The sequence below is a fragment of the Photobacterium sp. CCB-ST2H9 genome (genome assembly GCF_023151555.2).
Lineage (GTDB): Bacteria > Pseudomonadota > Gammaproteobacteria > Enterobacterales > Vibrionaceae > Photobacterium.
Genome location: NZ_CP100425.1, coordinates 2,276,584 through 2,302,981 on the forward strand (window position 1 = coordinate 2,276,584; position 26,398 = coordinate 2,302,981).

Here is a 26,398-nt window from a genome sequence, read left to right on the forward strand (position 1 = left end):
GGTGGCTGGGCTGCTCACCCGTGAAAAACTGTCAGGATAAAAAAACCGCCTTTCGGCGGTTTCTTGATTACTTCTCTTTCTTGGCGTTTTTACGCTTGTCCGTAATGATCCACTTCCCGGCATCATACAGTGCGGTATAACCGGTAGGCTTTCCGTCAACCTCAGAACGAACATAGTTCTCTTTGGTTTTACGGCTGAAACGAACGACTGTTTTCACACCATCCGGATCTTCTGTCGGAGCCTCGGTCAGGTACAGGAACTTCGGCGACAGTCTGTCTTTAAAGCGAACCAGTTCTTCCACCAGCGGCGCACGGGTTTCGCGCGATTTCGGGAAAGTGCTGGCGGCCATAAACAGACCGGAAGCACCGTCACGCAGCACAAAATATGCGTCAGGATCCTGAGTACATGGCAGCTCCGGCAGATGCACCGGATCTTCCTTCGGTGGCGCAACTTCGCCGTTCTTCAGGATTTTCCGGGTATTCTTACAGCTCTCGTTGGTACAACCCATGTACTTTCCGAAACGACCGTTCTTCAGCTCCATGTCTGAGCCGCACTTGTCGCACTCAATCACAGGACCTTCATAGCCTTTCAGTTTAAACTCACCTTTTTCTACCACGTAGCCATCACAGCTTGGGTTGTTACCACACACATGCAGTTTACGACCCTGGTCAATCAGGTAAGCATCCATCGCGGTGCCACATTTCGGGCAACGTTTCTTGGCACGAAGCGCAGCGGTTTCCACATCCTCTTCCAGGACGTTCACAACACCTTCTTCATCACCCAGATTAATGGTGGTTTTACAGCGTTCTTTCGGTGGCAGCGCGTAGCCGGAACAACCCAGGAATACACCAGTTGAAGCCGTGCGAATGCCCATCGGACGCGAACAGGTCGGACACTCAATATCCGTCAGGACGATTTTGTTCGGCTTCATGCCGCCTTCGTCTTCCTCACGCTCGGCTTTTTCCAGTTCATCCGTAAAATCGCTGAAGAATTTGTCCAGAACCGATTTCCAGTTCGCTTCGCCTTCCGCAATCTTATCGAGATTACCTTCCATTCGCGCGGTAAAGTCGTAGTCCATCAGATCTGAGAAGCTGTCTTCCAGACGATCGGACACAATTTCACCCATCTTCTCTGCGTAGAAACGACGTTGGTCCACTTTCACATAACCGCGATCCTGGATCGTGGAAATAATAGACGCATAGGTCGACGGGCGGCCGATACCGCGTTTTTCCAGTTCTTTAACCAGTGCTGCTTCGGTAAAACGTGCAGGCGGTTTGGTGAAATGCTGTTTTGGCTCCAGATTCTCAAGCGCCAGAACATCTCCCACCTGAACCGTTGGCAATGTGGTGTCTTCATTTTTACCTGAAGGGCGCTGAACCTTGGTCCAACCGGCGAAACGTAACGTTCGGCCTTTGGCTTTCAGAGTAAAGTCCCCGGCCTGAACCGTGATCGTACTGGAATCGTATTGAGCCGCAGTCATCTGACAGGCCACAAACTGACGCCAGATCAGGTCATACAGTTTAACGGCGTCCTGATCCATGCCTTCCAGGTTTGCCGGCAGTATTTCAACGTTGGACGGTCGAATCGCTTCGTGCGCTTCCTGAGCATTTTCTTTGCTGCCGTAAACCACAGGTTTCGCCGGCAGGTAGCTCTCACCGTATTCCGTTGTAATATAGTCACGTACAGCTTCAACGGCTTCTTTCGACAGATTGGTCGAGTCGGTACGCATATAGGTAATATAGCCGGCTTCATACAAGCGCTGAGCCAGACCCATGGTACGTTTTACGCCATATCCCAGGCGTGTACTCGCTGCCTGTTGCAGCGTTGACGTAATATAAGGCGCTGAAGGCTTACTGGTCGTCGGCTTATCTTCACGCTCTGCGACTTTGAAACTGGCCTTCTCCAGCAGCGACACTGCTGCATCGGTTTCAGTCTGATTCACTGGCCGGAAAGCTTTCCCCGCCTGCTGAGCAACCATCAGACGCAGCGCATCTTTTTCACCGGTCAGAGTGTTGGCGTGAATGTCCCAGTACTCTTCCGGTACGAATGCCTTAATTTCACGTTCACGTTCAACAATCAGCTTCACAGCGACCGACTGAACACGACCGGCAGACAAACCGCGCGCGACTTTTTTCCACAGCAGCGGCGAGACCATGAAGCCGACAACACGGTCGAGAAAACGGCGTGCCTGCTGAGCATTTACGCCATCAAGGTTCAGTTCACCCGGATGCTCGAACGCCTGTTGAATGGCATTCTTCGTAATTTCGTTAAAAACAACACGTTTATAGCGTTCTTCATCACCACCGATGAGCTCACGAAGATGCCACGCAATTGCTTCTCCTTCGCGGTCCAAATCGGTTGCGAGATATACATAGTCGGCGTCTTCAGCCAGTTTCTGAAGCTCTTGGACAACCTTCTCTTTACCGGGCAGCACGGCGTAATGTGCTTCCCAATCTTTATATGGGTTCACACCCATCTTATTGATCAGCGCATTCAGCTCTTTTTCTTTTTTGATTCGTGCTTTCTCTTCAACGCTCAGTCCTTTGGCGGACGATGCAGCGGCTTTTTTACCGGTACTGCTACTGCCACCCGTCGACAGGTCTCGGACATGCCCAACGCTGGACTTTACGATGAAATCCTTACCAAGGTACTTATTAATCGTTTTTGCCTTAGCAGGGGACTCCACAATAACGAGAGATTTACCCATATGACTCTATTACGTCCTCGTGCTCGCGAAATTCTCAAATATAAACATGTAGTTGCACGCTAAAAGTTACAGTGTAGGCACGGCAACGCTATTACAATATTGGGCTACTATACAAGAAGGTCAACCTGTTTTTAATAAATCCAGATTGATTGGTCGCCCCTTCTACACTTGTAAACACGGTGTTAAGTGTCCCAATTTTTTCAAATCATCCCTGATAATTCTTATATCAAAGCCAGTAAATTGACTGGGCGCAGATCATTACCACCTCAACGACACTTTGACTATTCCCAGCCCGGTTTATTTGTGTCAGCTCACACAAATATGCTCTTACTGATAATGAAATCGTGAAGAATGATTATTTTATATGCATCAAATTGGACAAATTGATTCAATGATCTTCAGCACAGTCAAATAAGCGACAAGGCAAAAGAAATAAAAAATAAATATCGGTAAAAACAGCTGTCAGTCACACTGGAAATATATGGAGATAACCCGCATTGCTGCGGGTTATCTGTTTCATCAGGCTTACATAATCGGCCGCTGACCGCGACCAATCCACTTCAATAGCAAACTGTCAGCAGCTTCACTGCCGGCACCAGCCAGACGCTCTGCCAGCTTTTTACGCTGAACATAGCGCACTTGCAGGACTTCACGCTCTTTGCAGGCCGCCATGATGTAGTCATCACTGGTGCCAATCTGATCAACCAGACCCAGCGCAAACGCCTGTTTTCCGAACCAATGTTCTCCGGTTGCCACTTTTTCCAGATCCAATGACGGACGGTGTTCGGCAATAAAGTCTTTGAACAGGCCATGCGTTTCTTCGATTTCACTCTGAAACTTCTCGCGCGCCTTATCCGTATTTTCACCAAACATCGTCAGCGTTCGTTTAAACTCACCTGCCGTGATCTGTTCAAATTCAATATCGTGTTTTTTCAACACTTTACTAAAGTTCGGCAGTTGTGCGATCACACCAATTGAACCAACCACAGCAAACGGTGCGGAGATGATCTGATCCGCCACACAAGCCATCATGTAGCCACCGCTGGCAGCAACTTTATCGACAGCAATCGTGAGCTTCACCCCCGCCTGTTTCAGGCGATCAAGCTGTGAAGATGCCAGACCATAGCCGTGCACCATTCCACCGCCGGTTTCCAGACGCAGCAAGACTTCATCACCTTCCGCAGCTACAGCCAGAATCGCTGAAATTTCTTCACGCAAACCCGCCACTTCTTTCGCATCAATACTGCCGTGGAAATCCAGCACAAAGAGCCTCGGCTCACGGGCAGTTGAAAGTTCGCCGGATTTTGCAGCCGTTTTGATTTCATTCTGACGCGCTTTGTTTTTTTCCTTTTCTGCTTTTTTCTCAGCTTTTTCACGAGCTTTCAGCAGTGGTTTATCGAACAGATGAGACTCCAGATGGTGGATCGTCTCTTTGTACTGCTCAGTCAAATCGTTCACTTCGAGTGAACCTTTACGCGCTCCGTGACGACCGCCTGTGCTTTTAACAATGACCAGGATGCTTACAATCGCTACGACCACCGTCGCGATCTTGGCCAGAAAAAGACCGTAATCAAACAAAAAATCCAAGAGAAATTCCTCATATTCTGGTTTTGTTTCATTGTAATACCAATCCAATCAAGCCTCTAGGGGCTATTCACATCAATCTCTTCGAGCTACCCTATGCTTTTTTGTCTTCAGGTTGTCACTCTGACAGTGATGCGCCTACAATAGCGGCACAAAATGCCCGACTTAGAAGGAAATCAAGTGAATTATCAAACTGCGGCTGACTCTCTGAAAGATCGTATCATTCTGGTGACTGGTGCCGGTGATGGTATTGGCCGTCAGGCTGCGATCAGTTATGCAGCTCATGGCGCTACCGTCATTCTGCTGGGCCGGACTGTCGCCAAACTTGAAGCCGTTTATGATGAAATTGAAGCGCTGGGTTATCCTCAAGCGGCCATCATTCCTCTGGACATGAAAGGCGCGACCAAACAAAACTACGTGGATATGGCTGATACCATCAAGGATCAGTTTGGCCGTCTTGACGGCGTACTGCACAACGCCAGCCTGCTGGGCGTTTTGAGCCCGTTTGATCAACTGGGTGAAGACACTTACGACGACGTGATGCAAGTCAACGTGAAAGCACAGTTTCTGCTGACTCAGGCCATCATGCCACTGCTTAAGAATTCAGAAGATGGCCGCATCATCTTTACGACCTCTACCGTCGGCCATGTCGGCCGTGCATTCTGGGGCGCTTACTCGATTTCTAAGTTTGCCACGGAAGGGATGATGCAGATTGTGGCTGAAGAGCTCAGTAATACCAATGTCCGTGTCAACGCAATTAATCCGGGTGGTACCCGTACCGGTATGCGTGCCAAAGCCTTCCCGGGTGAAGACCCGAAAACGCTGAAAACACCGGCGGATATCATGCCGCTGTATCTGTACCTGATGGGACCGGAAAGCCGGGATGTCAACGGCCAGTGCATTGACGCACAGCCTAAAGACTGAATCCAGTTTCCAGCACGAACAATAAAGCAGATGCAAAAAAGCCGACCCTTGGGCCGGCTTTTTTCATATTCCTGAACCACTTACCTTACTTACGGGTACGTGGTTTCGCAGGTTTATTTTTCAACGGATTTCGGCGGTTTGCCGCATTGCCGGTTGGCTTACGCTTTTGACCTGCCGGACGCTCAGAAACTTCCGCTGCCTGATTACGCGTTGAAGTCCGGCGACTATCACGACGGCGGCCACGTGATTCATCATTCACGCGCTCTTCATGACGACGGACAGCACGACGGATCTTACGAACCCCTTTCTTACGCTTCTGGCCTTCAACTGTCAGATGAGTCTGGGTCTCTGGCGACAGCTCAACAACATTTCGCAGATAGTTCACTTCCTGGAGCTCCAGCTCCATCCAGCCGCCGCGCGGCAAATCTTTGGTCAGGAAGATATCACCATAACGAACACGCTTCAGACGGCTGACCGTCACGCCCTGAGAATCCCACAGACGACGGACTTCACGATTACGGCCTTCAGTGATCACTACGTAAAAGGTGTGGTTCATTCCCTCACCACCGGCATAAACCACGTCTTCAAAACGGGCCATGCCATCTTCCAGCTCAACACCGTTGACCAGGTTTCTCACCATCTGCTCGGTGACTTCCCCGAATACACGCACCATGTATTCACGCTCAACACAACGGCTTGGGTGCATCAGGCGGTTTGCAAGTTCGCCATCCGTTGTAAAAAGAAGCAGGCCTGATGTATTCGCATCCAAACGACCGACGGAGACCCAGCGGCCTTCCTTAAGACGAGGCAGGCGATCAAATACCGTTCTCCGTCCTTCCGGATCGTGTCGGGTACACAGCTCACCTTCAGGTTTGTTATAAGCAAGCACGCGGCACACTTCTTCAGAAGGCTTAACCAGCTCCACTTTATGGCCGTCAATACAGACCAGCGCATCCAGATTTTCCAGGCGATCACCCAGCTGAGCGACTTTCCCGTCAATGCTGACACGCCTTTCCTGAATCATTAGCTCCACTTCACGACGTGAGCCATGGCCGGAACGTGCAAGAATCTTCTGTATTTTTTCACTCATCAGACAAACCTTTGTCGCCTTCACAGGCGTCGAAACATTCTAAAAACATCGTCGTACCTCTGATACAGCCCGTCCAGAAAGTACGAGATACCCGCCATTTATCTCTGATGAGATAAAGGCGTCAATCCTTAAATAAGACAGCCGGGAATTATGCCAAACTCTTCGGTTTGATACCACTGAAAAAGCAGGGTGAGCAGGATTGTTTCCGCCTGCGCTTCCCTGCATTTCAAACCCGATCAGCGCCTCAGTGAGGGCTTATTCAAACGGGGTAATATCCCCTGCCCCTTGCCGGACGATTTCAATCGTGTCGTTACTGAAGTCCACAACTGTGGTGGGCTGCTCACCCAGAACACCGCCATGAATAATCAAATCAACCGCATGAGCCAGATCGTCCCGGATATATTCCGGATCGGATTCAGCCGTTTCTTTTCCGGGCAGAATCAGACTGGTTGACATCATCGGCTCACCCAAAGCTTCAAGCAAAGCCAGCGCCACTTCATTATCAGGCACACGGATGCCAATGGTCTTCCGCTTTGGATTCATCAAACGACGCGGCACTTCCTTGGTTCCTTTGAAGATAAAGGTGTAAGCACCGGGCGTGTTATTCCGCAGCAGACGATACGCATCATTTTCTACCCGGGCATACAAAGACAGCTCTGACAAATCCCGGCACAGCAGGGTAAAATTATGCTTCTCATCCAGTTTACGAATCCGGCAGATACGCTCCAGCGCCTGCTTGTTCGACAACTGGCACCCCAGCGCGTATCCCGAGTCAGTCGGATACACAATGACTCCGCCGTTTCGGATAATCGCCACCGCCTGACTGATCAGTCTGGCCTGAGGATTATCCGGATGAATATAGAAAAATTGACTCATCATTCCTCCTGGCCTGTACCCGCTTCAGGGCACAGGCGTACATCATAACTTACTCCAAACCCCAGTCCTGCCAGACGGGTACCGAGACTTTTGGTAACCAAAGATTCCGGCCCAGCTCTGTCCAGGGGGACGGATAGTGAAAATCAGACCCTTGAGACGACAACAGACCAAACTGCTGAGCATAGTCGGCCAGATTGCGCCGTTCCTGCTGTGCCTGCTGAGGTTGCGCGACTTCCATCGCATCCCCCCCCGCTCCGACAAAGACGGTCAGCAGACGTTTCAGCCATTTGGCTGTCATGTTATACCGTCCCGGATGCGCCAGGACTGCCTGTCCGCCCGCTTCATGAATAACACTGACAGCTTCAGCAATACTGCACCAGTTCGGTGGCACATAACCCGGATTGCCCCGCGTCAGATATTTTTTGAATACCGCCTGCATGGTTTTGGCGTGCCCGTTTTCGACCAGCCATTTGGCAAAGTGAGCACGGGTTAATGTTGCTTCACCCGCTATCGCCTTTGCTCCGGCATACGCACCAAAAATTTTGTTTTTTTCCAGCCGCTCTCCCATCAGTACGGCACGGGCTTCACGTCGTTCAGCCTGAGCTGTAATCAAACGGGTGAGCGCCGGGCTTTCCGGATCGATGTTTAAACCGACAATGTGAATATCAAAATTATTCCAGACTGTCGATATTTCAATACCTTTGACCAGTTTTAAGGCCAGATTTTGTCCAACGATTGCCTGCTGGGCAGCATCCAGCCCGGCGACCGTATCGTGATCCGTAATCGCAAGTACATCGACCCGGAATTCAGCGGCCCGCTGAACGAGTTCTGCCGGAGCTAACCGGCCATCAGAGGCCGTGGTATGACTGTGAAGATCAAACAACATAAAAAGAAAGTCTTGACATAATATTCTTGAACTAGTTTACTAGTACGTAATTACCCAACAACGTATGACTCAGGTTCTGTTTATGTTACAGCAAAAACAACATCATCTTCGCGCTTTCTTCACCTGGTGGTGGCACAACCTATAACGGGTCGTGAGTTTTGCTGTGCCAGCCGCACAGAGCCATGAACCCGCCGACTGCGGGTTTTTTTGTACCTGACCATTGAAAACAAACAATTTCCACATTTGGCTAGCAAGGACAACAGCATGATTATCGTACTGAAACCAAACGCAACTGAAGCTCAGGCAAAAGATATTCTGACCCGTATCGAACAAGCTGGTCTGAAACCCCTGTATATGCCTGGTGTAGAACGTATTGTTCTGGGCGCACTGGGTGATGAGCGTGTACTGCAAAAACTCAACTTAGATGCCAACCCTTGTGTGGAAAATATCAAACCGATTCTGACCAAATACAAAATGGTCAGCCGTGAAGTCCAGGCCCATGACACCGTTGTCCGGTTTGGGAATGCGGCTGTTGGCGGCAACAAATTCGCGGTCATCGCCGGACCTTGCTCGGTGGAATCAGAACAACAGCTGCTGTCCGTTGCCGAAGTGGTCAAACAACACGGTGCGGTTGCGCTCCGTGGCGGTGCTTACAAGCCTCGCACCAGCCCGTATGACTTCCAGGGCATGGGGATCGAAGGTCTGAAACTGCTGAAACAGGCCAGTGAGATGCTGAACATGCCGACTGTTTCCGAAGTCATGGAAGTGGGTCAGATGGAAGCAATGTGTGAATACATCGACTGCCTGCAAATCGGCGCTCGCAACATGCAAAACTATGCTTTGCTTAAAGCAGTGGGTGAGAGCAAAAAGCCCGTGCTGCTCAAGCGTGGCCTGTCTGCCACCATTGAAGAGCTGCTGCTGGCGGCGGAATACATCTATGATGCCGGCAACCCAAACATCATCCTGTGCGAGCGTGGTATCCGCACATTCGAAACGGCTACCCGTAACACGCTTGATCTGAACGCTGTTGCCTTCCTGAAACAGAAAACCCACCTGCCGGTTGTGGTCGACCCAAGCCATGGAACCGGTGTCCGTGAGCTGGTGATTCCGCTATCCCGTGCCGCTGCGGCTGTCGGTGCGGACGGCATTATCGTTGAATCTCACCTCAAGCCGAGCGAAGCCCTGTCTGACGGCCATCAGGCACTGACCGGACCGATGTTCCAGCAACTGATGCAGGAACTGAAACCCTTTGTTGAAGCTGCAGGTAAAACATTATGAAAACAACGCCTTTAGCTGTCGGTGAACTGGACGTCCTGAGTCTGGACGTCCCTTACGTCTCGGAGCCCACCGAACTGTATTACGCCATCTGTGGCAATCGTCCGCATAATTTGCTGCTGGAGTCCGCAGAAATTGATTCCAAGGAAGATTTAAAAAGCCTGATGCTGATCGACGCGGCAGTCCGCATCGTCTGCCGTGGCCGCGAAGTCCGCCTGGAAGCACTGACAGATAATGGCCTGAACGTGCTTCAGGCGGTTGAAGCACAACTCCCTGCCAATGTGTCGCTGACCTCAGACAGCAACGCACTGATCCTGACTTTTGAAGAAAGCGGCAGAGCTATGGATGAAGACAGCCGCCTGCGTCAGTCTTCACCGTTTGATGCACTGCGTCTGATCCAGCAGATTTTCCATCGTCCGGGACAAGCACGTGAGGCCTTATTCCTTGGCGGACTGTTTGCCTACGACCTGGTCGCCAGCTTCGAACCCCTGCCGGGTGTTGAACAAGGAAACCGCTGTCCGGACTATCTGTTCTATGTCGCGGAAACCCTGCTGGTTATTGACCACCAGCGCCGCAAAGGCACGCTTCAGGCCACCTTATTTGGCGGTGACTACTGCACCACCAGCTATTACGAGCTGAGCCGTCGTCTGCAACATATCAAAGAAGTCTGCCTGGAACCTGTGGCGCTGCCTGCTGCTCAGCTGCTGGACCGCTGTGAACCGGAAGTCAGCATCAGCGATGAAGATTTCTGCACGACAGTCGAGCAGTTGAAAGAGTTTGTCGTCAGTGGCGATGTCTTTCAGGTTGTTCCTTCGCGTCAGTTCAAAATGCCGTGCCCTTCTCCGCTCAATGCCTATAAGGCTCTGAAAATCGGGAACCCAAGTCCGTACATGTTCTATCTGCAGGATGCTGATTTCACCCTGTTCGGTGCCTCCCCGGAAAGTGCGCTGAAGTACTGTACGGACAGCAATCAGGTTGAAATCTACCCAATTGCCGGCACCCGCCCGCGCGGCAAAAAAGCCGACGGCAGCATCGATCTGGATTTAGACGGCCGGATTGAGCTTGAGCTGCGCTGTGACAAAAAAGAAAACGCCGAGCACATGATGCTGGTCGATCTGGCCCGCAATGACGTCGCCCGTATCAGCCAGCCCGGCACCCGCTACGTTGCAGACCTGCTGAAAGTCGACCGTTACAGTCACGTGATGCATCTGGTCTCCCGGGTCGTCGGACAATTACGCGGTGATCTGGATGCCCTGCACGCTTATCAGGCGTGTATGAATATGGGCACACTGACCGGCGCACCGAAAATCCGTGCCATGCAGCTGATCCGTGATGTTGAACAACAGCGCCGGGGCAGCTACGGCGGTGCCGTCGGCTACCTGACCGGTCAGGGCGACATGGACACCTGCATTGTGATCCGTTCTGCCTACGTTGAAGACGGTTTTGCAACGGTTCAGGCCGGTGCCGGAGTGGTTTACGACTCGGTGCCTCAGGCCGAGGCCGATGAAACCCGCAGCAAAGCCCAGGCCGTCATTACGGCAATCCGCCAAGCCCACAGTGTGTCATAAGGAGCCGAACATGACTCAACCTCAAGTAGATATCGTCCTGCTGGATAACTTCGACTCCTTTACTTACAACCTGGTCGATCAGTTCCGAGCCATGGGTTACCCGGTCACAATTTTCCGCAACAGCCTGAGCGCAGCGCAGGTCGAACAAGCGCTGAGCGAAAAGCGCAATCCGGTGCTGGTCCTTTCTCCGGGCCCGGGTGCGCCGTCAGAAGCGGGGTGTATGCCTGAGCTGATCAAGCGGGTCGCAGGCAACGTGCCAATGATAGGCATTTGTCTGGGACATCAGGCGATCGTCGAAGCTTACGGCGGTAAAGTCGAAGGTGCCGGTGACATCGTTCATGGTAAAGCCGCACAGATGTATCACGGCCAGCATGCGGTGTTCGGGCAGTTACCCAGCCCGCTGACCATTGCCCGTTATCACTCTCTGGTCGCAACTCAGGTCCCGGAAACGCTGAACGTTATCGCTGAGGTAGATGGCCTGGTAATGGCTGTCACCCATGAACAGGACAAAGTATGCGGATTTCAGTTTCACCCTGAGTCCATCCTGACTGCACAAGGCGCCCAGCTGCTGGCAAACACCCTTCACTGGGTCACGACCCCATCCGCCACTGTACCGAATTTTTAAGCTATGGGAGACGCTCAGATGAACAGCACTATTTACCCAATCACCGAAAAACTGTACGACCAGCAAACACTGACCAAAGATGAAAGTCAGACCTTATTCGATGCCATCATCAAAGGTGACGTTGAACCTGCGATGCTGGCTGCTATTCTGACGGCTCTGAAAATCAAAGGGGAAACCCCGGATGAGATTGCTGGTGCCGCGACCGCGATGCTGGCTAATGCCGCGCACTTCCCGCGCCCGGATTACGACTTTGCCGATATCGTCGGCACCGGCGGAGATGGTGCAAACACAATCAACATTTCGACCACATCGGCCTTTGTTGCCGCCGCGTGCGGTGTCAAAATCGCGAAACACGGCAATCGTGGCGTCTCGAGCAAATCCGGTTCTTCTGATCTGCTGGATAAATTTGGTATCAACCTGGCAATGAGCGCCCATGAAGCCCGCGCGGCTCTGGACGAACAAGGCGTCTGTTTCCTGTTCGCGCCTCAATACCATAGCGGTGTCCGCCATGCGATGCCTGCCCGCCAGGCGATGAAAACCCGGACCATTTTCAACCTGCTGGGCCCGCTGATTAATCCGGCCCGCCCGACCATTGAACTCATGGGCGTTTATGATGCAGCACTGGTCCGCCCGATTGCCGAAACCATGATTGCCCTGGGTATGAAACGTGCAGCGGTCGTCCATGGCAGCGGATTGGACGAAGTCGCCATTCACGGCCCGACGCTGGTGGCAGAAATCATCAACGGTGATATTCGCGAATATACGGTCACGCCGGAAGATTTTGGCTTGCAAACCCATCCGTTAGATGCGATTAAAGGGGGAGACCCTGAAGAAAACCGTGCCATTATCAAAAACATCCTGACAGGAAAAGGGACAGTTGCACAGCAAGACGCTGTTGCCGTCAATGTTGCACTGCTGCTTCGCTTGTTTGGTCAGGAAGATCTCAAAGTGAATGCCCAGCAGGCAATTGAAGTCATGCAATCCGGCAAAGCCTACCAGTTGGTAGAGCAACTGGCCGCACGAGGTTAAGAATGGAAACTGTACTCGCCAAAATCGTCGCCGATAAAAAAATCTGGGTGGAAGCACGCAAGGCGACACAGCCACTGGAAGATTTTATTGCAGATGTGACCCCGAGTGACCGGGATTTTTATCAGGCACTGACCGGAGAAGGCGCAGCATTCATTCTGGAATGTAAGAAAGCCTCCCCTTCAAAAGGGCTGATCCGGAAAGATTTCGATCTGGACCATATCGCCCGGGTGTACAGCCGCTATGCCAGCGCAATTTCCGTCCTGACTGACGAGAAATATTTTCAGGGGAATTTTGATTTCCTGCCGCAGGTCCGCCAGCACGTGACACAACCTGTACTCTGCAAAGACTTCATGATTGACCCTTATCAGGTGTATCTGGCCCGCTTTTATCAGGCTGACGCCATCCTGCTGATGCTGTCGGTCCTGAACGATGATGAATACCGAGAACTGGCCACCCTGGCTGAGCAGCTGAATCTGGGCATTCTGACCGAAGTCAGTAATGAAGAAGAACTGGAACGCGCCATTGCACTGAACGCCAAGGTCGTCGGCATCAATAACCGCAATTTGCGTGATCTCAGCATTGACCTGAACCGGACCAAACAACTGGCGCCACGACTGCCTGAAGATACGCTGGTGATTTCAGAATCCGGAATTTATACCAACCAGCAGATACGCGACTTATCACAATTCGCCAATGGATTCCTGATTGGCAGCTCACTGATGAGTAAAGCGAATCTGGAACTGGCCGTACGCAGTGTCCTGCTTGGAGAACACAAAGTCTGTGGCCTGACCCATCCGGACGATGCCTGTGCGGCATACCAGAGCGGTGCCGTGTACGGTGGCCTGATTTTCGTAGAGGACTCACCTCGCGCCGTTGACCAAGAGTTGGCAAGACTGGTGATGAGCGGCGCGCCACTCAAGTACGTCGGGGTATTCCGCAATGCCGATGTCGATGCCGTCGCCAAACATGCCCATGCTTTAAAGCTGGCCGCAGTTCAGCTACATGGCAACGAGTCACCTGAATACATCGAGACACTCAAGCCTCAGTTGCCTGAAGATTGTGAAATCTGGAAAGCCCACGGAGTCAGCGATGCACTGCCTGACTTATCTGCCTGGCCTGCTGACCGGCATTTACTGGATACTCAGGTTGGTCAGCAAAGCGGTGGCACGGGTCAGCAATTTGACTGGTCGCTGTTAGATCAGTGCGACGCAAAAGAACGCATTATGCTTGCCGGCGGACTCGGACCGGATAACGCCAGAGAAGCCGTCAGCAAAGGCTGCCGCGGCCTTGATTTTAACTCTGGCGTGGAAAGCAAACCCGGCAAAAAAGACAGACAAAAATTACTCTCGGTGTTCAAAGCACTGAAGCCTTAAAGACTGAATCGGCTGTCACCGACAGCGATCAATTCAGACACCGAGAACGATCAGGACAGGAATAGGACAGCACACACATGAGCAAACTCGACCCGTATTTTGGTGAATTTGGCGGCCAGTTCGTGCCGCAGATTCTGGTCCCTGCACTGGACCAATTAGAAGAAGCCTTTATTGATGCACAGAAAGACCCTGCCTTTGAGCAGGAGTTTCTTGCCCTGCTCAAAGAGTATGCCGGTCGTCCGACCGCACTGACGCTGTGCCAGAATCTGACCAAAGGCACCAAAACCAAGCTTTATCTGAAACGTGAAGATCTGCTGCACGGCGGCGCACATAAGACCAATCAGGTACTGGGACAAGCCCTGCTGGCCAAACGCATGGGCAAAAAAGAAATCATCGCTGAAACCGGGGCCGGCCAGCACGGTGTTGCAACAGCGCTGGCCTGCGCCCTGCTGGGCCTGAAATGCCGTGTTTACATGGGTGCCAAAGACGTTGAGCGCCAAAGCCCGAATGTCTTTCGCATGAAACTGATGGGCGCTGAAGTCATTCCGGTTCATTCCGGCTCTGCGACTCTCAAAGATGCCTGTAATGAGGCCATGCGTGACTGGTCTGCCACTTATGATAAAGCACATTATTTGCTGGGCACAGCCGCCGGCCCGCACCCGTTCCCGACCATTGTGCGTGAATTCCAGCGCATTATCGGGGAAGAAACCAAAGCACAGATCCTGGAAAAAGAAGGCCGCCTGCCAGATGCCGTGATCGCCTGTGTGGGCGGAGGATCCAATGCCATTGGGATGTTTGCCGACTTCATTGAGGAAACCAGTGTCAAACTGATTGGTGTGGAACCTGCGGGGAAAGGCCTGGACACCCACATGCATGGTGCGCCGCTAAAACACGGCAAACTGGGCATTTTCTTCGGCATGAAAGCACCGCTGATGCAGGATGAACATGGTCAGGTGGAAGAGTCATACTCAATCTCTGCCGGTCTCGACTTTCCGTCCGTCGGCCCGCAGCATGCCTATCTGAATGCGACCGGTCGCGCGGAATACGGCTCTGTCACTGATGACGAAGCCCTGGATGCCTTCCAGGCGCTGGCACGCAACGAAGGGATTATTCCGGCACTGGAATCGGCCCATGCACTGGCCTATGCCCTCCAGCTAATCAAAGAAGCTCCTGAAAAAGAACAACTGCTGGTGGTGAACCTCTCCGGCCGGGGCGACAAAGACATCTTCACCGTACATAAAATTCTGGACGAAAAGGGAGCGCTGTAATGGACCGTTATCAAGCTTTATTCAGCCGTTTAGCGGCCAAACAGGAAGGCGCTTTTGTTCCTTTCGTGACGCTGGGCGACCCGAGTCCTGAACTGTCTCTGCAGATTATTGATACGCTCGTCGAATCCGGAGCTGACGCGCTGGAGCTGGGGATTCCGTTTTCCGACCCGCTTGCCGACGGTCCGACCATTCAGGGAGCGACCATTCGTGCGCTGGATGCCGGCACCACGCCGGATGTCTGTTTCGACATGCTGAAAAAAGTCCGGGCCAAATATCCGGAACTGCCCATCGGGCTGCTGATGTATGCCAACCTGGTCTTCGCCGGTGGCATCGAACACTTCTATCAGCGTTGTCAGGCGGCTGGCGTCGACTCGGTGCTGGTCGCGGATGTGCCTGTCGGAGAATCCGCGGAGTTCAGGGCTGCAGCGGAAAAATACGGGATCCACCCTATTTTCATTGCGCCGCCAAATGCAAATGAAAGCACACTGAAAACCGTGGCTGAGTTCGGCGGTGGCTACACCTATTTGCTGTCTCGTGCCGGTGTAACCGGTGCGGAAACCAAAGCAGGAATGCCGGTAGACCATTTGCTTGCCTCACTGGCTCAATTCAATGCGCCGCCGTCTTTGCTGGGCTTTGGCATCTCCGAACCCGCTCAGGTTACTGCAGCCATTCAGTCGGGGGCAGCCGGAGCCATTTCGGGCTCAGCCGTGGTGAAAATTATCGAACAGCATCTGGGCAACCCTTCAGAAATGCTCAACGCACTCGGCCAGTTCATACATCGCATGAAGCAAGCGACGAAACGCTGATTTCGAACTGAACCGAAAATGCCCCGGGGTCGCATGCGTTCCCGGGGCATTTTTTTAACAAGGCATTCACACCCAAGATCAACAAATAATCACCACGGTGCATAGCCATCCACAAGGTTCGGTGAAAATCTGCGCCAATTTATCAACAGAAGTGGAAAGTATCGAAATGCATCATTGATTATCGCATTATTCTGCTGTAAAACCTCACTTCGCAAAATATTGACTCAAAGTCGGTAACATTTACGAAACATAAGACTTTCACAACTTAACAACTTCCAAAATAAGGTATTCAAGGTGCTTAAACGACAAGGACTACTTGGCAACATTGGGGTACAGGTTGTCATCGCCATGTGCTTGGGGGCGCTGGCCGGTGCAGTGATGGGACATTCTGCAAGCATGTTCGCGCCACTGGGTAGCATTTTCATCCACCTGATTAAAATGCTGGTGATCCCGCTGGTTGCGGTTGCCATTATCTCCGGTGCTGCTGGTCTGGGTAACAGTCAGTCTGCCGGTAAGATCGGTCTGATCACGCTGGGCTTCTTTGGCCTGACTTCCGCGGTTGCTGTGGCACTGGCCCTGTTTATGGGTGAAGTGTTCCAGCCGGGTATGGGTGTTGACCTGGCAGGTGTTCAGGGCATGTTTGCCAATACCTATGCTGATAAAGGTGAACTGCCTTCATTCTGGGCAACTATTCTGGGTATGATCCCAACGAACATTTTCCAGTCTCTGAATGAAGCAAACATCCTGCAGATTCTGGTGTTCTGCCTGTTCTTTGGTGTTGCGGTCTCCAAACTGGAGAAAGAACGCCGTGATCCACTGTTGAACGGTGTGAATGCTGTTGTTGACGCCATGGTATGGATGATCAACATTGTGATGAAAATCGCTCCGATTGGTGTATTCGGCCTGATGGCTGATGCAGTCGGTACCTTCGGTTTTGATGCCCTGATGGTGGTCTTCAAACTGTTTGTGGTCTACATCGCCGCGATCCTGGTTTATGGTTTCGTATTCTACCCGCTGATGATCAAGTGCTTCAGCAAAACTTCACCGCTGAAATTCCTGTCAGCCATGAAGAAACCTCAGGCTGTTGCACTGTCGACTGCTTCTTCTATGGCAACCCTACCGGTGACCATGGAAACCTGTGAAGAAGAGCTGAACGTCAAGAACAGCACAGCTTCCTTCGTGCTGCCGCTGGGCGCCACCATCAACATGAGCGGTAACGCCATTTACTACGGTCTGGTTGCCATCTTCTTCGCACAACTGTTCAATATTGAACTTGGTATGAGCGCCTACATCGCGATTATTGTGACCTCAACGCTGGGTGCTGTGGGTCAGGCCGGTGTACCGGGGCCTTCGTTCCTGGTTGTTGCTGTCCTGTTGTCTGCGGGTATTCCGATTGAAGGTCTGCCGCTGCTGTTTGCTCTGGACCGTATCTTCGACATGATCCGTACTGCGCTGAACATCACGGGTGATGCTGCCTGTGCCGTGATTGTCGACAGCCTGGTGGGTGAAGAAAAAGCAAAAGACGCCCCAATGGCGACACAGCAAAAAGCATAAGACTGACGTGCTTTTCTGAATTTCAGGCTGCCGGATCCGGCAGCCTTTTTTATTTCTGCATGACTCATCCAATTTTCGTTCAAACTTCCATCAGATCTGGGTCAGACCAGGTGCATTCTGCTTGCAAGCCAATGCATTATTGATGACCATATAAATACCTGTTCCCAAAAACCTGATTAATGATGAATTCAGAAAATAATGTTCCTCGCGGCCAGTTATTACTGCGCACGCTAGCTATGCCTGCTGATACAAACGCCAATGGCGATATTTTCGGTGGATGGATTATGTCGCAGCTGGATTTAGCCGGCGCAATTCTGGCCAAAGAAATTTCCCACGGCAAAGTCGTGACGGTCTCAGTCGATAATATTGTCTTCAAAGCCCCGGTCGGTGTGGGCGATGTGGTGTGTTGCTACGGTGAATGTAAACGTATTGGTAATACGTCCCTGTCGGTCGCGATGGAAGTCTGGGTAAAACCTGTCGGTAATGACGGCATCGGCGAGCGATACAAGGTCAGCGAAGCAACCTTCAATTATGTTGCGATTGATGCCAACGGCAGACCGCGTCCGATTCAAAAAGGATAAAATATGAGCCCTGACCGCTGGTTGGGGCTTTTTCATTCCGTTATGATAACGGCTGCATTCCACCACAATACAGGGAGACAGAACGCATGTGGTACGTCATTTTTTCTCAAGATGTTGAAAACAGTCTGGAGCGCCGCCTGAGCGTTCGTGAAAAACACCTGGCTCGCCTGAAAGCATTACAAGACGAAGGCCGTCTGCTCGTGGCCGGTCCGATGCCTGCAATCGACAGTGAGAATCCGGGAGAAGCCGGTTTCACAGGCTCAACGGTAATTGCTGAGTTTGATTCACTGGAAGCAGCAAAAAGCTGGGCCGACGCAGACCCGTATATTGAAGCCGGCGTTTATGAAAACGTAATTGTCAAACCATTCAAAAAAGTACTGCCGGCCTGAATGATGATTCGAACTTCCCTCAAAACCTGGTTTGCTGCTGCTGTGGCTGCAGTCATCGTGACCGGCTGCGCAAAATCGCCGGATGAACTCAATAACGAACTGGCAGAGCGCAGGGCGGCCGTGATTAACGCAAAAGCCCCCTACCCGAAAGTTGGCCAGTACCAGATTATGAAAGCCAAAGCCCATCAGAGCATTGTTGAAATCACAATCCTCTATGGCGGCGGTGGTAAAGTGCCGCCATCTAAGGCCGCACAGGCTGCCGCTGTGAACTTCTGCAACGATCCGGAACTGACCCCCATGGTCAGCGAAGGTCTGGGATACATGATCAGCATTCTGGATATGCGGGGCCGCCCTATGGTTCAGCAGCCAATCAATGAACAGTACTGCAAACAAATCTCAGCTCAGGGAGCGTCGTAAGGCAGCCTCCTGGCAAAAGGGCCGGATAGTGATCCGGCCCTTTTGTTTTTCATTTATGACGTATACTGATGGCGTCACCACGGCTGCATTCATGCTGCCTTGAGAACACCATGACTTTTAAGGCACTGTCATGATCCCGGTCGGCAAACTCCGGCGGGTTATCCAGTCGTTCGATGAAACTCAGCTCCGGCGCTTCCTGTGCCATCCCGTCTATCAGGAACTGAGGCGAAACCGCAGGCGAATTGACACAAGCCAGCACTTTACCCTGCTCACTCAGCATATCCGGTAAACGACGCAAAATTTTGGCGTAGTCCTTCGTCAGAGCAAAGCTTCCCTTCTGAAACGAAGGCGGGTCGATCACAATCAGATCATAGGGACCGGACTTCTTCAGCTTGCCCCACGACTTAAAAATATCGTGTCCCAGAAAACTCACCTGATTTAAATCATGACCATTCAGTCTGTGGTTCTCCCGGCCGCGGCTCAACGCTGCCTTGGCCATATCCAGGTTCACCACATGACTGGCACCACCGGCAATTGCAGCCAAAGAAAAACCACAGGTGTAGGCGAACAGGTTCAGAACCCGCTTGTCATTCGACTGCTCCTGAACCCAGCGTCGACCATATCGCATATCGAGGAACAAGCCATTGTTTTGCTTCTGGCCCAGATCAAGTTCGAAGCGAAGTCCGTTTTCGCTGATTTGCTGAAACGTTTTCAGCTCTCCCCAGATGACCTCCATCGGCGAACCCGGTCTGTCTCTATGCTGCAGGAGCAATGAACTGGCACCAGACAGCTGCCAAACCTGCGATTGCGCCAGCGCCTGCAGTTCATTGTTCAGTGCATCAAGAAATGCGGTATCCGGTTCTTTGAATAACGAGACCAGTACCTGACCGCCCAGCCAGTCAACCGTCAGTTGCTCCAGTCCTTCCCAGCAACGTCCCCGGCCGTGAAATAAACGGCGGGCTTCTTCCGGCGGTGACGCCAGTTGAGTCCGCAGGTGTTGAAAAAATTGGGAGAGAGCAGAAGCGTCCATGAATCACCGTACAAAGAAAAATGAAAAAAGATTAAATATCAGCCGTTCTCAAAGCTGCTCAGTCATGAGCAGATTTCAGCAGACCCGACGGAAGTGACGGCCAGTCCAGTGTCCAGGGGGATGACCAGTCTTGCAGTGCCGACTGTACCTCTGTCGTCTGCCAGAGATCACCCTGTTCAGGCGGGCAAAGAAAGCGATAGGTTGTTCCCAGATAGATAAACTGAAGCCCGTAGGCGTGAAGATAGCCGCGATCCGATGCCTCGTGACCATAAATATCATCGCCGGTAATCCCTGAACCGACACTTTTCAGCGCCACACGGATCTGATGGGTTTTACCGGTATAAGGCTTGCACAGAAACAGTCTCCGCCCTTCCCCGGCCGCCGTGGAAATAAACTGAGTCACCGCCGGGTTCTGCCGGCTGGTTTCCAGCTTCCAGCTCCGTCGGCGCGAACGGCTCATGTCGCCCATCACTGTCCCCTGTTTTTTCTTCGGCTTTTTACTGCCGATCGCCAGGTAGTACTTCTCCACTTCCCGGCGGGCAAAGCTCCCCGACAGCGCCGATGCAGCATCCGCATGGCGACCAAGCAACAGGATACCGGAGGTCATCTTATCCAGACGATGTATCAGGTACAGCTGTGCATCACCCGTCGCTGCCGCGATCTCTGCCAGCAGGGGCTGATCATTGTCATCTTTGTGGACACTGACATTCGCATGCTTGCAAATGACCAGAAAATCGGGAGTTTGGTGAAGCAGTGTAAACATGGCTCAGTGCTATTTCGATCAGGAAAGCGGCAGTATACCGACTCTTCCGGACAGTGCCAGTTTTCTGCGCCCCGCCACCGCGCTACTGCAGAAAAAAGACCAGCAACATCAGCACCGGACAGACAATCCGGACATACCAGGGCCAGATCCGCCAGAACAGGCTGGCTTCCAGTTCCGGATATCCCGCTTTAATTTCGTTCAGAACCTTATCCCGATGCCATATCCAACCCACCAGAATGGCAAAAATCATCCCGATGATCGGCTGTGCATAAGCCGTCGTCATGGTAATCACAAAGCCAAATAACGACTCAAAATTAAAAACAATCACCGTAGAAACGACACTGATCACCCCGCCAATCCACCATACGGCCCAGTGCCTGGTATGATTCAGCTCTTCAATCACACAGGAAACCGGCACCTCCAGCATGGAAATTGACGACGTCAGTGCGGCAATGACCATCAGGATAAAAAACAGGGTACTGACGAGGATGCCTACACCTCCCATCGTCTCAAACATCGATGGCAGCACACTGAACACCAGAGTATCCGACGCCAGCAAAGCACCGGTATCGTCATAAATCACCACACCATGATTCTGCGCGACAAACATGGCTGGCAGAATGAGCATCCCCGCAAGAAACGCAACACCGGTATCCAGTAAAGCCACCTGCGCTGCAGTCTTCGGCAGGTTGGCTGATTTGTCCAGATAAGAGCCATAAACCATCATGGTGCAAACACCCAGCGACAGAGAAAAGAATGCCTGCCCCATCGCACTCACAATCAGTTTGGGCGATAAATGGCTGGCATCCGGCACCAGATACACACGCAGCCCTTCCCAGGCACCATCCTGCGTCAGGATATAAATCACCATCACCACAAAAAGCAGCAGCAATACCGGCATCAGGCGGGTCGACCATTTTTCAATGCCGTCCGTGACCCCGCTTCTGACCACCATCACCGTCAGCCACATAAACACCAGCATGAGGATCAGGTTTCTCTCCACACCAAATTCTTCCAGCCACTGGGCCTGAGCTGTCAGTCCCAGTAAATCCAGAACCGGGGCAACCAGATAACCCAGCAGCCAGCCGGCAACAATCGCATAAAAACTGAGAATCAGCGAAACGGCAATCATCCCGGCTAACCCGACGAATCCCATCAGAGCCCGTTGCTGAGGCCAGACCTTGCGCAGAGAAGTGATCGGGTCGGCATTTCCGTAACGACCTATCGTCAGCTCTGCCACCAGCAAAGGGTAAGCCAGTGCAAACACCATGAGCAGATAAACGATTAAAAAGACCGCCCCGCCATTGCTGGCTGCCTGTGTCGGAAATCCCCAGATGTTGCCTAAGCCAACGGCCGAACCCGCAGCTGCCAGAATAAAACCAATACGTGAACTAAAATGCGCTCTGGTTGCCATAGTGACTACTCGGTAAAGGCATGATGCTTACAAGATAAGACACTCTGCCCGGCCCCGCACCTTCACTACTGATACACAATGAACATTTAACGCAGCCAACTTTTTCTTAAACCTATGTTTTACAGAGATTCCGGTGCAGAATAGACCCCGGGTATGCAATAGAGAGACAAGCAACATTTATGGACCACATTTATCAAGTTTTAGCCTGGCTCAGCCTGTTCGCTTACTGGATGGCTATCGCCGCCGTAACCATGCGTGTCGTATTCAAACGGCGCGTTGTCGGCGTTTCTCTGGCTTGGCTGATGATCATTTACATCATTCCCATCGGCGGTATTGTTGCCTATCTGATGTTTGGGGAGCTGAATCTTGGTAAAAAGCGGGCGCTACGGGCAAAAGAAATGTTCGACCCCTTTGCGAACTGGTTCCGGCAGCTTTATACCTGCCCCGGCCATCAGCCTCAGTTACTGAACCATCATGCCAAGCCCATACACGATCTGTGCGAAAACCGGCTGGGTATCCCGGCACTGGTCGGGAACACAATGACACTGCAGGATAAACCGCATGATATTTTACGCGCGCTGATCCGGGATATTCACCAGGCACACCGTTCTATTCATCTGGAGTTCTATATCTGGCACCCGGGCGGATTAGCGGATGAAGTTGCGACAGCACTCATTCTGGCGGCAAAACGCGGGGTGAAGGTCAGGCTTCTGCTCGATTCCGCCGGCAGCATGCGATTTTTCCGTTCCCACTGGCCACGGCTTATGCAGCATGCCGGAATCGAAATAACCGAGGCACTGGCGGTGACGCCATTCCGGATGTTCCTGCGCAGGCTGGATTTGCGGCAGCACCGTAAAATCGTCGTGATCGATGCTGAAATTGCGTATACCGGTTCGATGAATATGGTTGACCCGGCGTTTTTCAAAACCGACGCCGGTGTGGGCCAGTGGATTGATGTGATGGTCCGGGTCACAGGGCCGACCGTTGCCGTGCTGAACTGTATTCAGGCCTGGGACTGGGAAGTCGAAACCGGACAGCGCTTTTTACCACCGGTTCCGGAATGCAGTCTGTCCCATCCTGCAACGGACAATGACATGATTCAGGTGATTCCATCCGGGCCCGGGATGCCTGATGAAATCATCCATCAGGTCCTGCTGATCAGCATTTATCAGGCCCGTGAAAGTGTGGTCATTACCACCCCGTACTTTGTGCCCAGCGAACACTTACTGCATGCTTTAATCAGCGCCGCGGAACGTGGCATAGACGTGCATATTGTTATCCCGGCCAAGAATGACTCTGTAATGGTGGAATGGGCCAGCCGTTCATTTTTCGCGGAGCTGCTGAACGCAGGCGTTACGATTCACCGCTTCAGCGGCGGCCTGCTGCACACCAAATCAGTGGTCGTGGATGGCGCTCACTGCTTAATCGGCACCGTCAACCTGGACATGCGAAGCCTGTGGCTCAACTTCGAAGTGACTCTGTCAGTCGATAATCCGGAGTTCACCCAGCAAGTTTCAGGTTTACAGCAGGAATATATGAAACAATCTACCCAAATCGATCCCCAGACATGGCAGCAACGCTCATTGGGACATAAATTTCTTGAGCAGTGTTTTTATATGTTCAGCCCGCTGCTCTAGAGAACTCTGAAATTCTGCCGGACATTTGATTGACCTCTGATCCTGACGGTATTTCCGTCAGGATCAAAATGCCCAGAAATACGGCTTATATGGACGGAATCGCATATATCAGTAAAAACTGAAACACCATTACTGATATGCAACCTGAGGAGCTTTTCGGAAATTGGAATTAGGATCACCTGAAACCCATATAAATAAAATCCTACCAAGCCTGTTCAGGCCATTCAAAAATCCACAAATATTTCATAAATATAAATTATTGTAAGGAATAATACTTACATACCAATCATTCTTCTGCTCACAATCATGCGATAAAAGTATTGCTTTGCTTCTTTATGTGACTATCTTTGTATTTAAGCGTTAAACACACAAAAGCTGAGGGAAGCGTGAGTCTTGGGAAGTTTTTATCATTTGCAGTCGATACCCTCAGATTCAGCTTGCCGCTGGTATGTTGCCTGATTGTATTTCCTGCATTTTCGCTCACACTGCCTCCCATCGTGATCACGGGTTTATCACAGGAAAACCATCCTGTTGAAATTGAGCTGACGCGGGAAGATATTGCCAGCTTTCAGCAAGATACCATTGTCACAACGTTGCCCTGGATAAACGGCAGCGCACGTTTTTCCGGCGTCAAACTTCAGTCACTGCTTACTCATTACCAATTAAAACCCGGCACAATTCATTTGTCTGCCCTGAATCAATACAGCGCCGAATTAAAATGGCAAGACATGGAAAAATATCAGCCTTTACTGGCAGTTCGCCGCGACAATGATTGGATGAAAGTCCGGGACTATGGTCCCTTCTGGCTCATTTTTTCTCTGGACAATTATCCGGAACTGGCCAATAGCGGTTTTCTGGACAAAATGGTCTGGCAATTAAACAAAATCAGCGTGGTGCCGTAACGTGGTCTATTTCAAATCGCTCAGGATGTTTCATTTGTCCGGAATGCCATGGATGAAAAAGCTGCTATTTGTCGCAGCGCCCCTGCTTATTCTGTTCACCTTTGTCTCGGTCAGCTCACTGGAGTCCAATGCCGAATCTGTCAGTAAGGATCAGAATCTTGCCAGCTGGTTCATGATGCAATTGAGTGATGAATACAGTGAACTGATTTTTCAGCTTCAGGAATATGAGGCCGGACGTGCCGACCGAAATACTGTACTGCTGCAGTACGAAATTCTGCTCAGCCGCTTTAACTCCATCAACGTCAGCAGTCAGGTCAAACGGCTTCATGATATCTTCGGTTCCCTGCAAACCTTCAATGAACACTATCTGCTGGTCAAAAGCTACGAATCTTCGCTGCGTCATCTGAGCGAAAGAGATCAGGCTCATGGGTTACTGATAACTCTGAAGACCAACTACGACAACATGATGGGCTATGCACTCAAAACTTTTCTCTACTCCAACAACACATTACGTTCAAAATTAGATGGTTTTATTTCCCTGCGCTGGCTCATACATGCTTTGCTGCTGTCTACGATCCTGATCGGCGTGATGATGATTTACCTGCTCAAAAAAGAGTCAGAAACACACCACAAACTGGCGATGTATGACTCGCTGACAGGCATTCACAACCGGCTCTGGCTGAACCGAAAACTGAAAGATCTGGAGAAAAACGGCACCGAGTTTGCGTTTTTCCTGATTGATTTGAACGGATTTAAGGAAGTGAATGACACCCTGGGACATGGTGCAGGCGATCAGTTGCTCAAAACCGTTGCCCGCCGTTTGGATAACCTGACTCACGATGGCATGGATGTAGCCAGAATGGGGGGAGATGAATTTGCCGTCATTCAGGTTTTTCCTCATGCCGTAAACAAAGAATATGTCTCCCAATTCCTGATCAATACGCTGGATCACGTCTTGCGGATTCCCATTCTGTTAAGCCATCGCGAAATCACCGTGTCTGCCAGCATCGGGCTGAGCGTGTTCACGCCCGGCAGTAAAAGTATCTCTGATTTACTGCAAGAGGCTGATTTCTCAATGTATGAAATGAAGCAGCAACTGAAGGTTGAACACACCTTTCCCCTCAGCCCGTTGCATCAGCCCAATGCAGACATGATGTCTGAGTATATCGAACGCCGGCCTTCTTAATTAGCCGCCCAGATATCATTGTCCATCACTTTACCGGTCTCCAGTAAGGTTTTGAGGTTACTGATCACGGCAGGCCAGCCTTCACTGACATCCTGATAACTCAGCGAGCCAGACTGAAGATCGCTGTGAATGACTGTCAGTCGTGTATCTGTGCCCAAACTTTCAAGCGCAATACTCACTTGCGATGAATGCACAGCCCCATGATGACTGTCAGCCTCTTGCCAGCTCAGGACCAGATGGTGAGGCGGGTGAACAAGGAGCACTTTCCCCGTCACATCTTCAATTTCAGATCCATCTGCACGAATATGTGCCCACCGGCTGCCCACTTTCCAGTCAGACTCATTCACATGTCCCCAATACTGCTGGGTCATTTTCGGATCCAGAAGTGCGTTCCAGACCTCAGTATCTTTCGCTGCGATATAACTGACGTATTTAAATTGTTGCAGGCTCATAGTCACTCCTTTCCACAAGACAGCGAATCAGGCAAAGACAGCAAAATGGTCAACAAGATACA

At 51.5% G+C, this 26,398-nt stretch carries 24 protein-coding genes; 15 read left to right on the forward strand and 9 right to left on the reverse strand.

Annotated elements, in window-relative coordinates; translation table 11 throughout:
• Window positions 1-67: 67 nt before the first annotated feature.
• A complete protein-coding gene (gene topA, locus L4174_RS10600; RefSeq protein ID WP_248140766.1) occupies window positions 68-2,707 on the reverse strand; it encodes a type I DNA topoisomerase in 2,640 nt (879 codons plus the stop codon).
• Window positions 2,708-3,232: 525 nt separating this feature from the next.
• Window positions 3,233-4,294 carry a protease SohB gene (gene sohB, locus L4174_RS10605; RefSeq protein ID WP_248140767.1) on the reverse strand — a complete coding sequence of 354 codons (1,062 nt, stop codon included), beginning with the start codon at window positions 4,292-4,294 and terminating at the stop codon, window positions 3,233-3,235.
• 177 nt (window positions 4,295-4,471) lie between these two features.
• Here sohB and L4174_RS10610 point away from each other — a divergent pair, with 177 nt between their 5' ends.
• Window positions 4,472-5,215, forward strand: a complete 744-nt coding sequence (locus L4174_RS10610; protein WP_248140768.1) for a YciK family oxidoreductase — start codon at window positions 4,472-4,474, stop codon at window positions 5,213-5,215.
• Window positions 5,216-5,300: 85 nt separating this feature from the next.
• Here L4174_RS10610 and rluB read toward each other — a convergent pair whose 3' ends face one another.
• From rluB to L4174_RS10625, 3 genes are all read right to left on the reverse strand, one after another.
• Window positions 5,301-6,305: a 23S rRNA pseudouridine(2605) synthase RluB gene (rluB, locus tag L4174_RS10615; RefSeq protein WP_248140769.1), complete on the reverse strand. Its 1,005-nt coding sequence runs from the start codon at window positions 6,303-6,305 to the stop codon at window positions 5,301-5,303.
• A 255-nt stretch (window positions 6,306-6,560) separates the two neighbouring features.
• The gene (locus tag L4174_RS10620) at window positions 6,561-7,181 is read right to left on the reverse strand and encodes an L-threonylcarbamoyladenylate synthase (protein WP_248141684.1); all 621 of its coding nucleotides are present in this window, start codon (window positions 7,179-7,181) and stop codon (window positions 6,561-6,563) included.
• 49 nt (window positions 7,182-7,230) lie between these two features.
• Window positions 7,231-8,067, reverse strand: coding sequence for a PHP domain-containing protein (locus L4174_RS10625; RefSeq protein WP_248140770.1), 837 nt, complete (start codon window positions 8,065-8,067; stop codon window positions 7,231-7,233).
• 264 nt (window positions 8,068-8,331) lie between these two features.
• On the opposite strand from L4174_RS10625, the gene L4174_RS10630 reads away from it, so the two are divergent.
• The 11 genes from L4174_RS10630 to gspS2 all read left to right on the forward strand — a co-directional run bounded on the left by L4174_RS10630 (window position 8,332) and on the right by gspS2 (window position 18,952).
• Complete coding sequence (locus tag L4174_RS10630) at window positions 8,332-9,345, forward strand: bifunctional 3-deoxy-7-phosphoheptulonate synthase/chorismate mutase (RefSeq protein ID WP_248140771.1); 1,014 nt, start codon at window positions 8,332-8,334, stop codon at window positions 9,343-9,345.
• Entirely contained in the window at window positions 9,342-10,910 is a 1,569-nt protein-coding gene (locus tag L4174_RS10635) for an anthranilate synthase component 1 (RefSeq protein WP_248140772.1), read from the forward strand. The genes L4174_RS10630 and L4174_RS10635 overlap by 4 nt, the downstream gene beginning before the upstream one ends.
• Window positions 10,911-10,920: 10 nt before the next feature.
• Complete coding sequence (locus L4174_RS10640) at window positions 10,921-11,535, forward strand: aminodeoxychorismate/anthranilate synthase component II (protein ID WP_248140774.1); 615 nt, start codon at window positions 10,921-10,923, stop codon at window positions 11,533-11,535.
• Window positions 11,536-11,553: 18 nt separating this feature from the next.
• Entirely contained in the window at window positions 11,554-12,564 is a 1,011-nt protein-coding gene (trpD, locus tag L4174_RS10645) for an anthranilate phosphoribosyltransferase (protein WP_248140776.1), read from the forward strand.
• A gap of 2 nt (window positions 12,565-12,566) precedes the next feature.
• Entirely contained in the window at window positions 12,567-13,937 is a 1,371-nt protein-coding gene (gene trpCF, locus L4174_RS10650) for a bifunctional indole-3-glycerol-phosphate synthase TrpC/phosphoribosylanthranilate isomerase TrpF (RefSeq protein ID WP_248140778.1), read from the forward strand.
• Window positions 13,938-14,014: 77 nt separating this feature from the next.
• Window positions 14,015-15,205, forward strand: a complete 1,191-nt coding sequence (trpB, locus tag L4174_RS10655) for a tryptophan synthase subunit beta (protein WP_248140780.1) — start codon at window positions 14,015-14,017, stop codon at window positions 15,203-15,205.
• Window positions 15,205-16,011 carry a tryptophan synthase subunit alpha gene (gene trpA, locus L4174_RS10660; RefSeq protein ID WP_248140782.1) on the forward strand — a complete coding sequence of 269 codons (807 nt, stop codon included), beginning with the start codon at window positions 15,205-15,207 and terminating at the stop codon, window positions 16,009-16,011. The genes trpB and trpA overlap by 1 nt, the downstream gene beginning before the upstream one ends.
• A 249-nt stretch (window positions 16,012-16,260) precedes the next feature.
• Window positions 16,261-17,565 (forward strand): dicarboxylate/amino acid:cation symporter, encoded by a 1,305-nt coding sequence (locus L4174_RS10665; protein WP_256549382.1) that lies wholly within the window; start codon window positions 16,261-16,263, stop codon window positions 17,563-17,565.
• A 182-nt stretch (window positions 17,566-17,747) separates the two neighbouring features.
• Window positions 17,748-18,146, forward strand: a complete 399-nt coding sequence (gene yciA / locus L4174_RS10670) for an acyl-CoA thioester hydrolase YciA (protein ID WP_248141686.1) — start codon at window positions 17,748-17,750, stop codon at window positions 18,144-18,146.
• Window positions 18,147-18,232: 86 nt separating this feature from the next.
• Complete coding sequence (locus tag L4174_RS10675; RefSeq protein ID WP_248140784.1) at window positions 18,233-18,535, forward strand: YciI family protein; 303 nt, start codon at window positions 18,233-18,235, stop codon at window positions 18,533-18,535.
• Complete coding sequence (gene gspS2, locus L4174_RS10680; RefSeq protein WP_248140786.1) at window positions 18,536-18,952, forward strand: type II secretion system pilot lipoprotein GspS-beta; 417 nt, start codon at window positions 18,536-18,538, stop codon at window positions 18,950-18,952.
• Window positions 18,953-19,001: 49 nt separating this feature from the next.
• On the opposite strand, the gene L4174_RS10685 is transcribed toward gspS2, so the two are convergent.
• The 3 genes from L4174_RS10685 to L4174_RS10695 form a co-directional block, all read right to left on the reverse strand.
• Window positions 19,002-19,982, reverse strand: coding sequence for a class I SAM-dependent methyltransferase (locus tag L4174_RS10685; protein WP_248140788.1), 981 nt, complete (start codon window positions 19,980-19,982; stop codon window positions 19,002-19,004).
• Between the two features lie 58 nt (window positions 19,983-20,040).
• The gene (locus L4174_RS10690) at window positions 20,041-20,745 is read right to left on the reverse strand and encodes a TIGR01621 family pseudouridine synthase (RefSeq protein ID WP_248140790.1); all 705 of its coding nucleotides are present in this window, start codon (window positions 20,743-20,745) and stop codon (window positions 20,041-20,043) included.
• 82 nt (window positions 20,746-20,827) lie between these two features.
• Window positions 20,828-22,159 carry a sodium-dependent transporter gene (locus tag L4174_RS10695; RefSeq protein WP_248140792.1) on the reverse strand — a complete coding sequence of 444 codons (1,332 nt, stop codon included), beginning with the start codon at window positions 22,157-22,159 and terminating at the stop codon, window positions 20,828-20,830.
• Window positions 22,160-22,338: 179 nt separating this feature from the next.
• On the opposite strand from L4174_RS10695, the gene cls reads away from it, so the two are divergent.
• The 3 genes from cls (at window position 22,339) to L4174_RS10710 (ending at window position 25,884) form a co-directional block, all read left to right on the forward strand.
• The gene (gene cls / locus L4174_RS10700) at window positions 22,339-23,796 is read left to right on the forward strand and encodes a cardiolipin synthase (RefSeq protein WP_248140794.1); all 1,458 of its coding nucleotides are present in this window, start codon (window positions 22,339-22,341) and stop codon (window positions 23,794-23,796) included.
• A gap of 386 nt (window positions 23,797-24,182) precedes the next feature.
• Entirely contained in the window at window positions 24,183-24,698 is a 516-nt protein-coding gene (locus tag L4174_RS10705; RefSeq protein ID WP_248140796.1) for an oxidoreductase, read from the forward strand.
• 52 nt (window positions 24,699-24,750) lie between these two features.
• Entirely contained in the window at window positions 24,751-25,884 is a 1,134-nt protein-coding gene (locus tag L4174_RS10710; protein ID WP_248140798.1) for a GGDEF domain-containing protein, read from the forward strand.
• On the opposite strand, the gene L4174_RS10715 is transcribed toward L4174_RS10710, so the two are convergent.
• Window positions 25,881-26,336 (reverse strand): SRPBCC domain-containing protein, encoded by a 456-nt coding sequence (locus L4174_RS10715; protein ID WP_248140800.1) that lies wholly within the window; start codon window positions 26,334-26,336, stop codon window positions 25,881-25,883. The two genes, L4174_RS10710 and L4174_RS10715, sit on opposite strands and share 4 nt — an antisense overlap.
• Window positions 26,337-26,398 lie beyond the last annotated feature (62 nt).

What these genes read in the sequence shown, in the direction of transcription:
- trpCF (WP_248140778.1), top strand. Translation starts at nt 12,567, where the DNA reads ATGGAAACTGTACTCGCCAAAATCGTCGCCGATAAAAAAATCTGGGTG.
- L4174_RS10710 (WP_248140798.1), top strand. Translation starts at nt 24,751, where the DNA reads ATGAAAAAGCTGCTATTTGTCGCAGCGCCCCTGCTTATTCTGTTCACC.
- L4174_RS10690 (WP_248140790.1), bottom strand. Translation starts at nt 20,745, where the DNA reads ATGTTTACACTGCTTCACCAAACTCCCGATTTTCTGGTCATTTGCAAG.
- trpD (WP_248140776.1), top strand. Translation starts at nt 11,554, where the DNA reads ATGAACAGCACTATTTACCCAATCACCGAAAAACTGTACGACCAGCAA.
- L4174_RS10625 (WP_248140770.1), bottom strand. Translation starts at nt 8,067, where the DNA reads ATGTTGTTTGATCTTCACAGTCATACCACGGCCTCTGATGGCCGGTTA.
- trpA (WP_248140782.1), top strand. Translation starts at nt 15,205, where the DNA reads ATGGACCGTTATCAAGCTTTATTCAGCCGTTTAGCGGCCAAACAGGAA.
- L4174_RS10630 (WP_248140771.1), top strand. Translation starts at nt 8,332, where the DNA reads ATGATTATCGTACTGAAACCAAACGCAACTGAAGCTCAGGCAAAAGAT.
- topA (WP_248140766.1), bottom strand. Translation starts at nt 2,707, where the DNA reads ATGGGTAAATCTCTCGTTATTGTGGAGTCCCCTGCTAAGGCAAAAACG.
- L4174_RS10685 (WP_248140788.1), bottom strand. Translation starts at nt 19,982, where the DNA reads ATGGACGCTTCTGCTCTCTCCCAATTTTTTCAACACCTGCGGACTCAA.
- L4174_RS10635 (WP_248140772.1), top strand. Translation starts at nt 9,342, where the DNA reads ATGAAAACAACGCCTTTAGCTGTCGGTGAACTGGACGTCCTGAGTCTG.
- gspS2 (WP_248140786.1), top strand. Translation starts at nt 18,536, where the DNA reads ATGATGATTCGAACTTCCCTCAAAACCTGGTTTGCTGCTGCTGTGGCT.
- cls (WP_248140794.1), top strand. Translation starts at nt 22,339, where the DNA reads ATGGACCACATTTATCAAGTTTTAGCCTGGCTCAGCCTGTTCGCTTAC.
- L4174_RS10695 (WP_248140792.1), bottom strand. Translation starts at nt 22,159, where the DNA reads ATGGCAACCAGAGCGCATTTTAGTTCACGTATTGGTTTTATTCTGGCA.
- rluB (WP_248140769.1), bottom strand. Translation starts at nt 6,305, where the DNA reads ATGAGTGAAAAAATACAGAAGATTCTTGCACGTTCCGGCCATGGCTCA.
- L4174_RS10620 (WP_248141684.1), bottom strand. Translation starts at nt 7,181, where the DNA reads ATGAGTCAATTTTTCTATATTCATCCGGATAATCCTCAGGCCAGACTG.
- L4174_RS10715 (WP_248140800.1), bottom strand. Translation starts at nt 26,336, where the DNA reads ATGAGCCTGCAACAATTTAAATACGTCAGTTATATCGCAGCGAAAGAT.
- trpB (WP_248140780.1), top strand. Translation starts at nt 14,015, where the DNA reads ATGAGCAAACTCGACCCGTATTTTGGTGAATTTGGCGGCCAGTTCGTG.
- L4174_RS10675 (WP_248140784.1), top strand. Translation starts at nt 18,233, where the DNA reads ATGTGGTACGTCATTTTTTCTCAAGATGTTGAAAACAGTCTGGAGCGC.
- L4174_RS10640 (WP_248140774.1), top strand. Translation starts at nt 10,921, where the DNA reads ATGACTCAACCTCAAGTAGATATCGTCCTGCTGGATAACTTCGACTCC.
- yciA (WP_248141686.1), top strand. Translation starts at nt 17,748, where the DNA reads ATGAATTCAGAAAATAATGTTCCTCGCGGCCAGTTATTACTGCGCACG.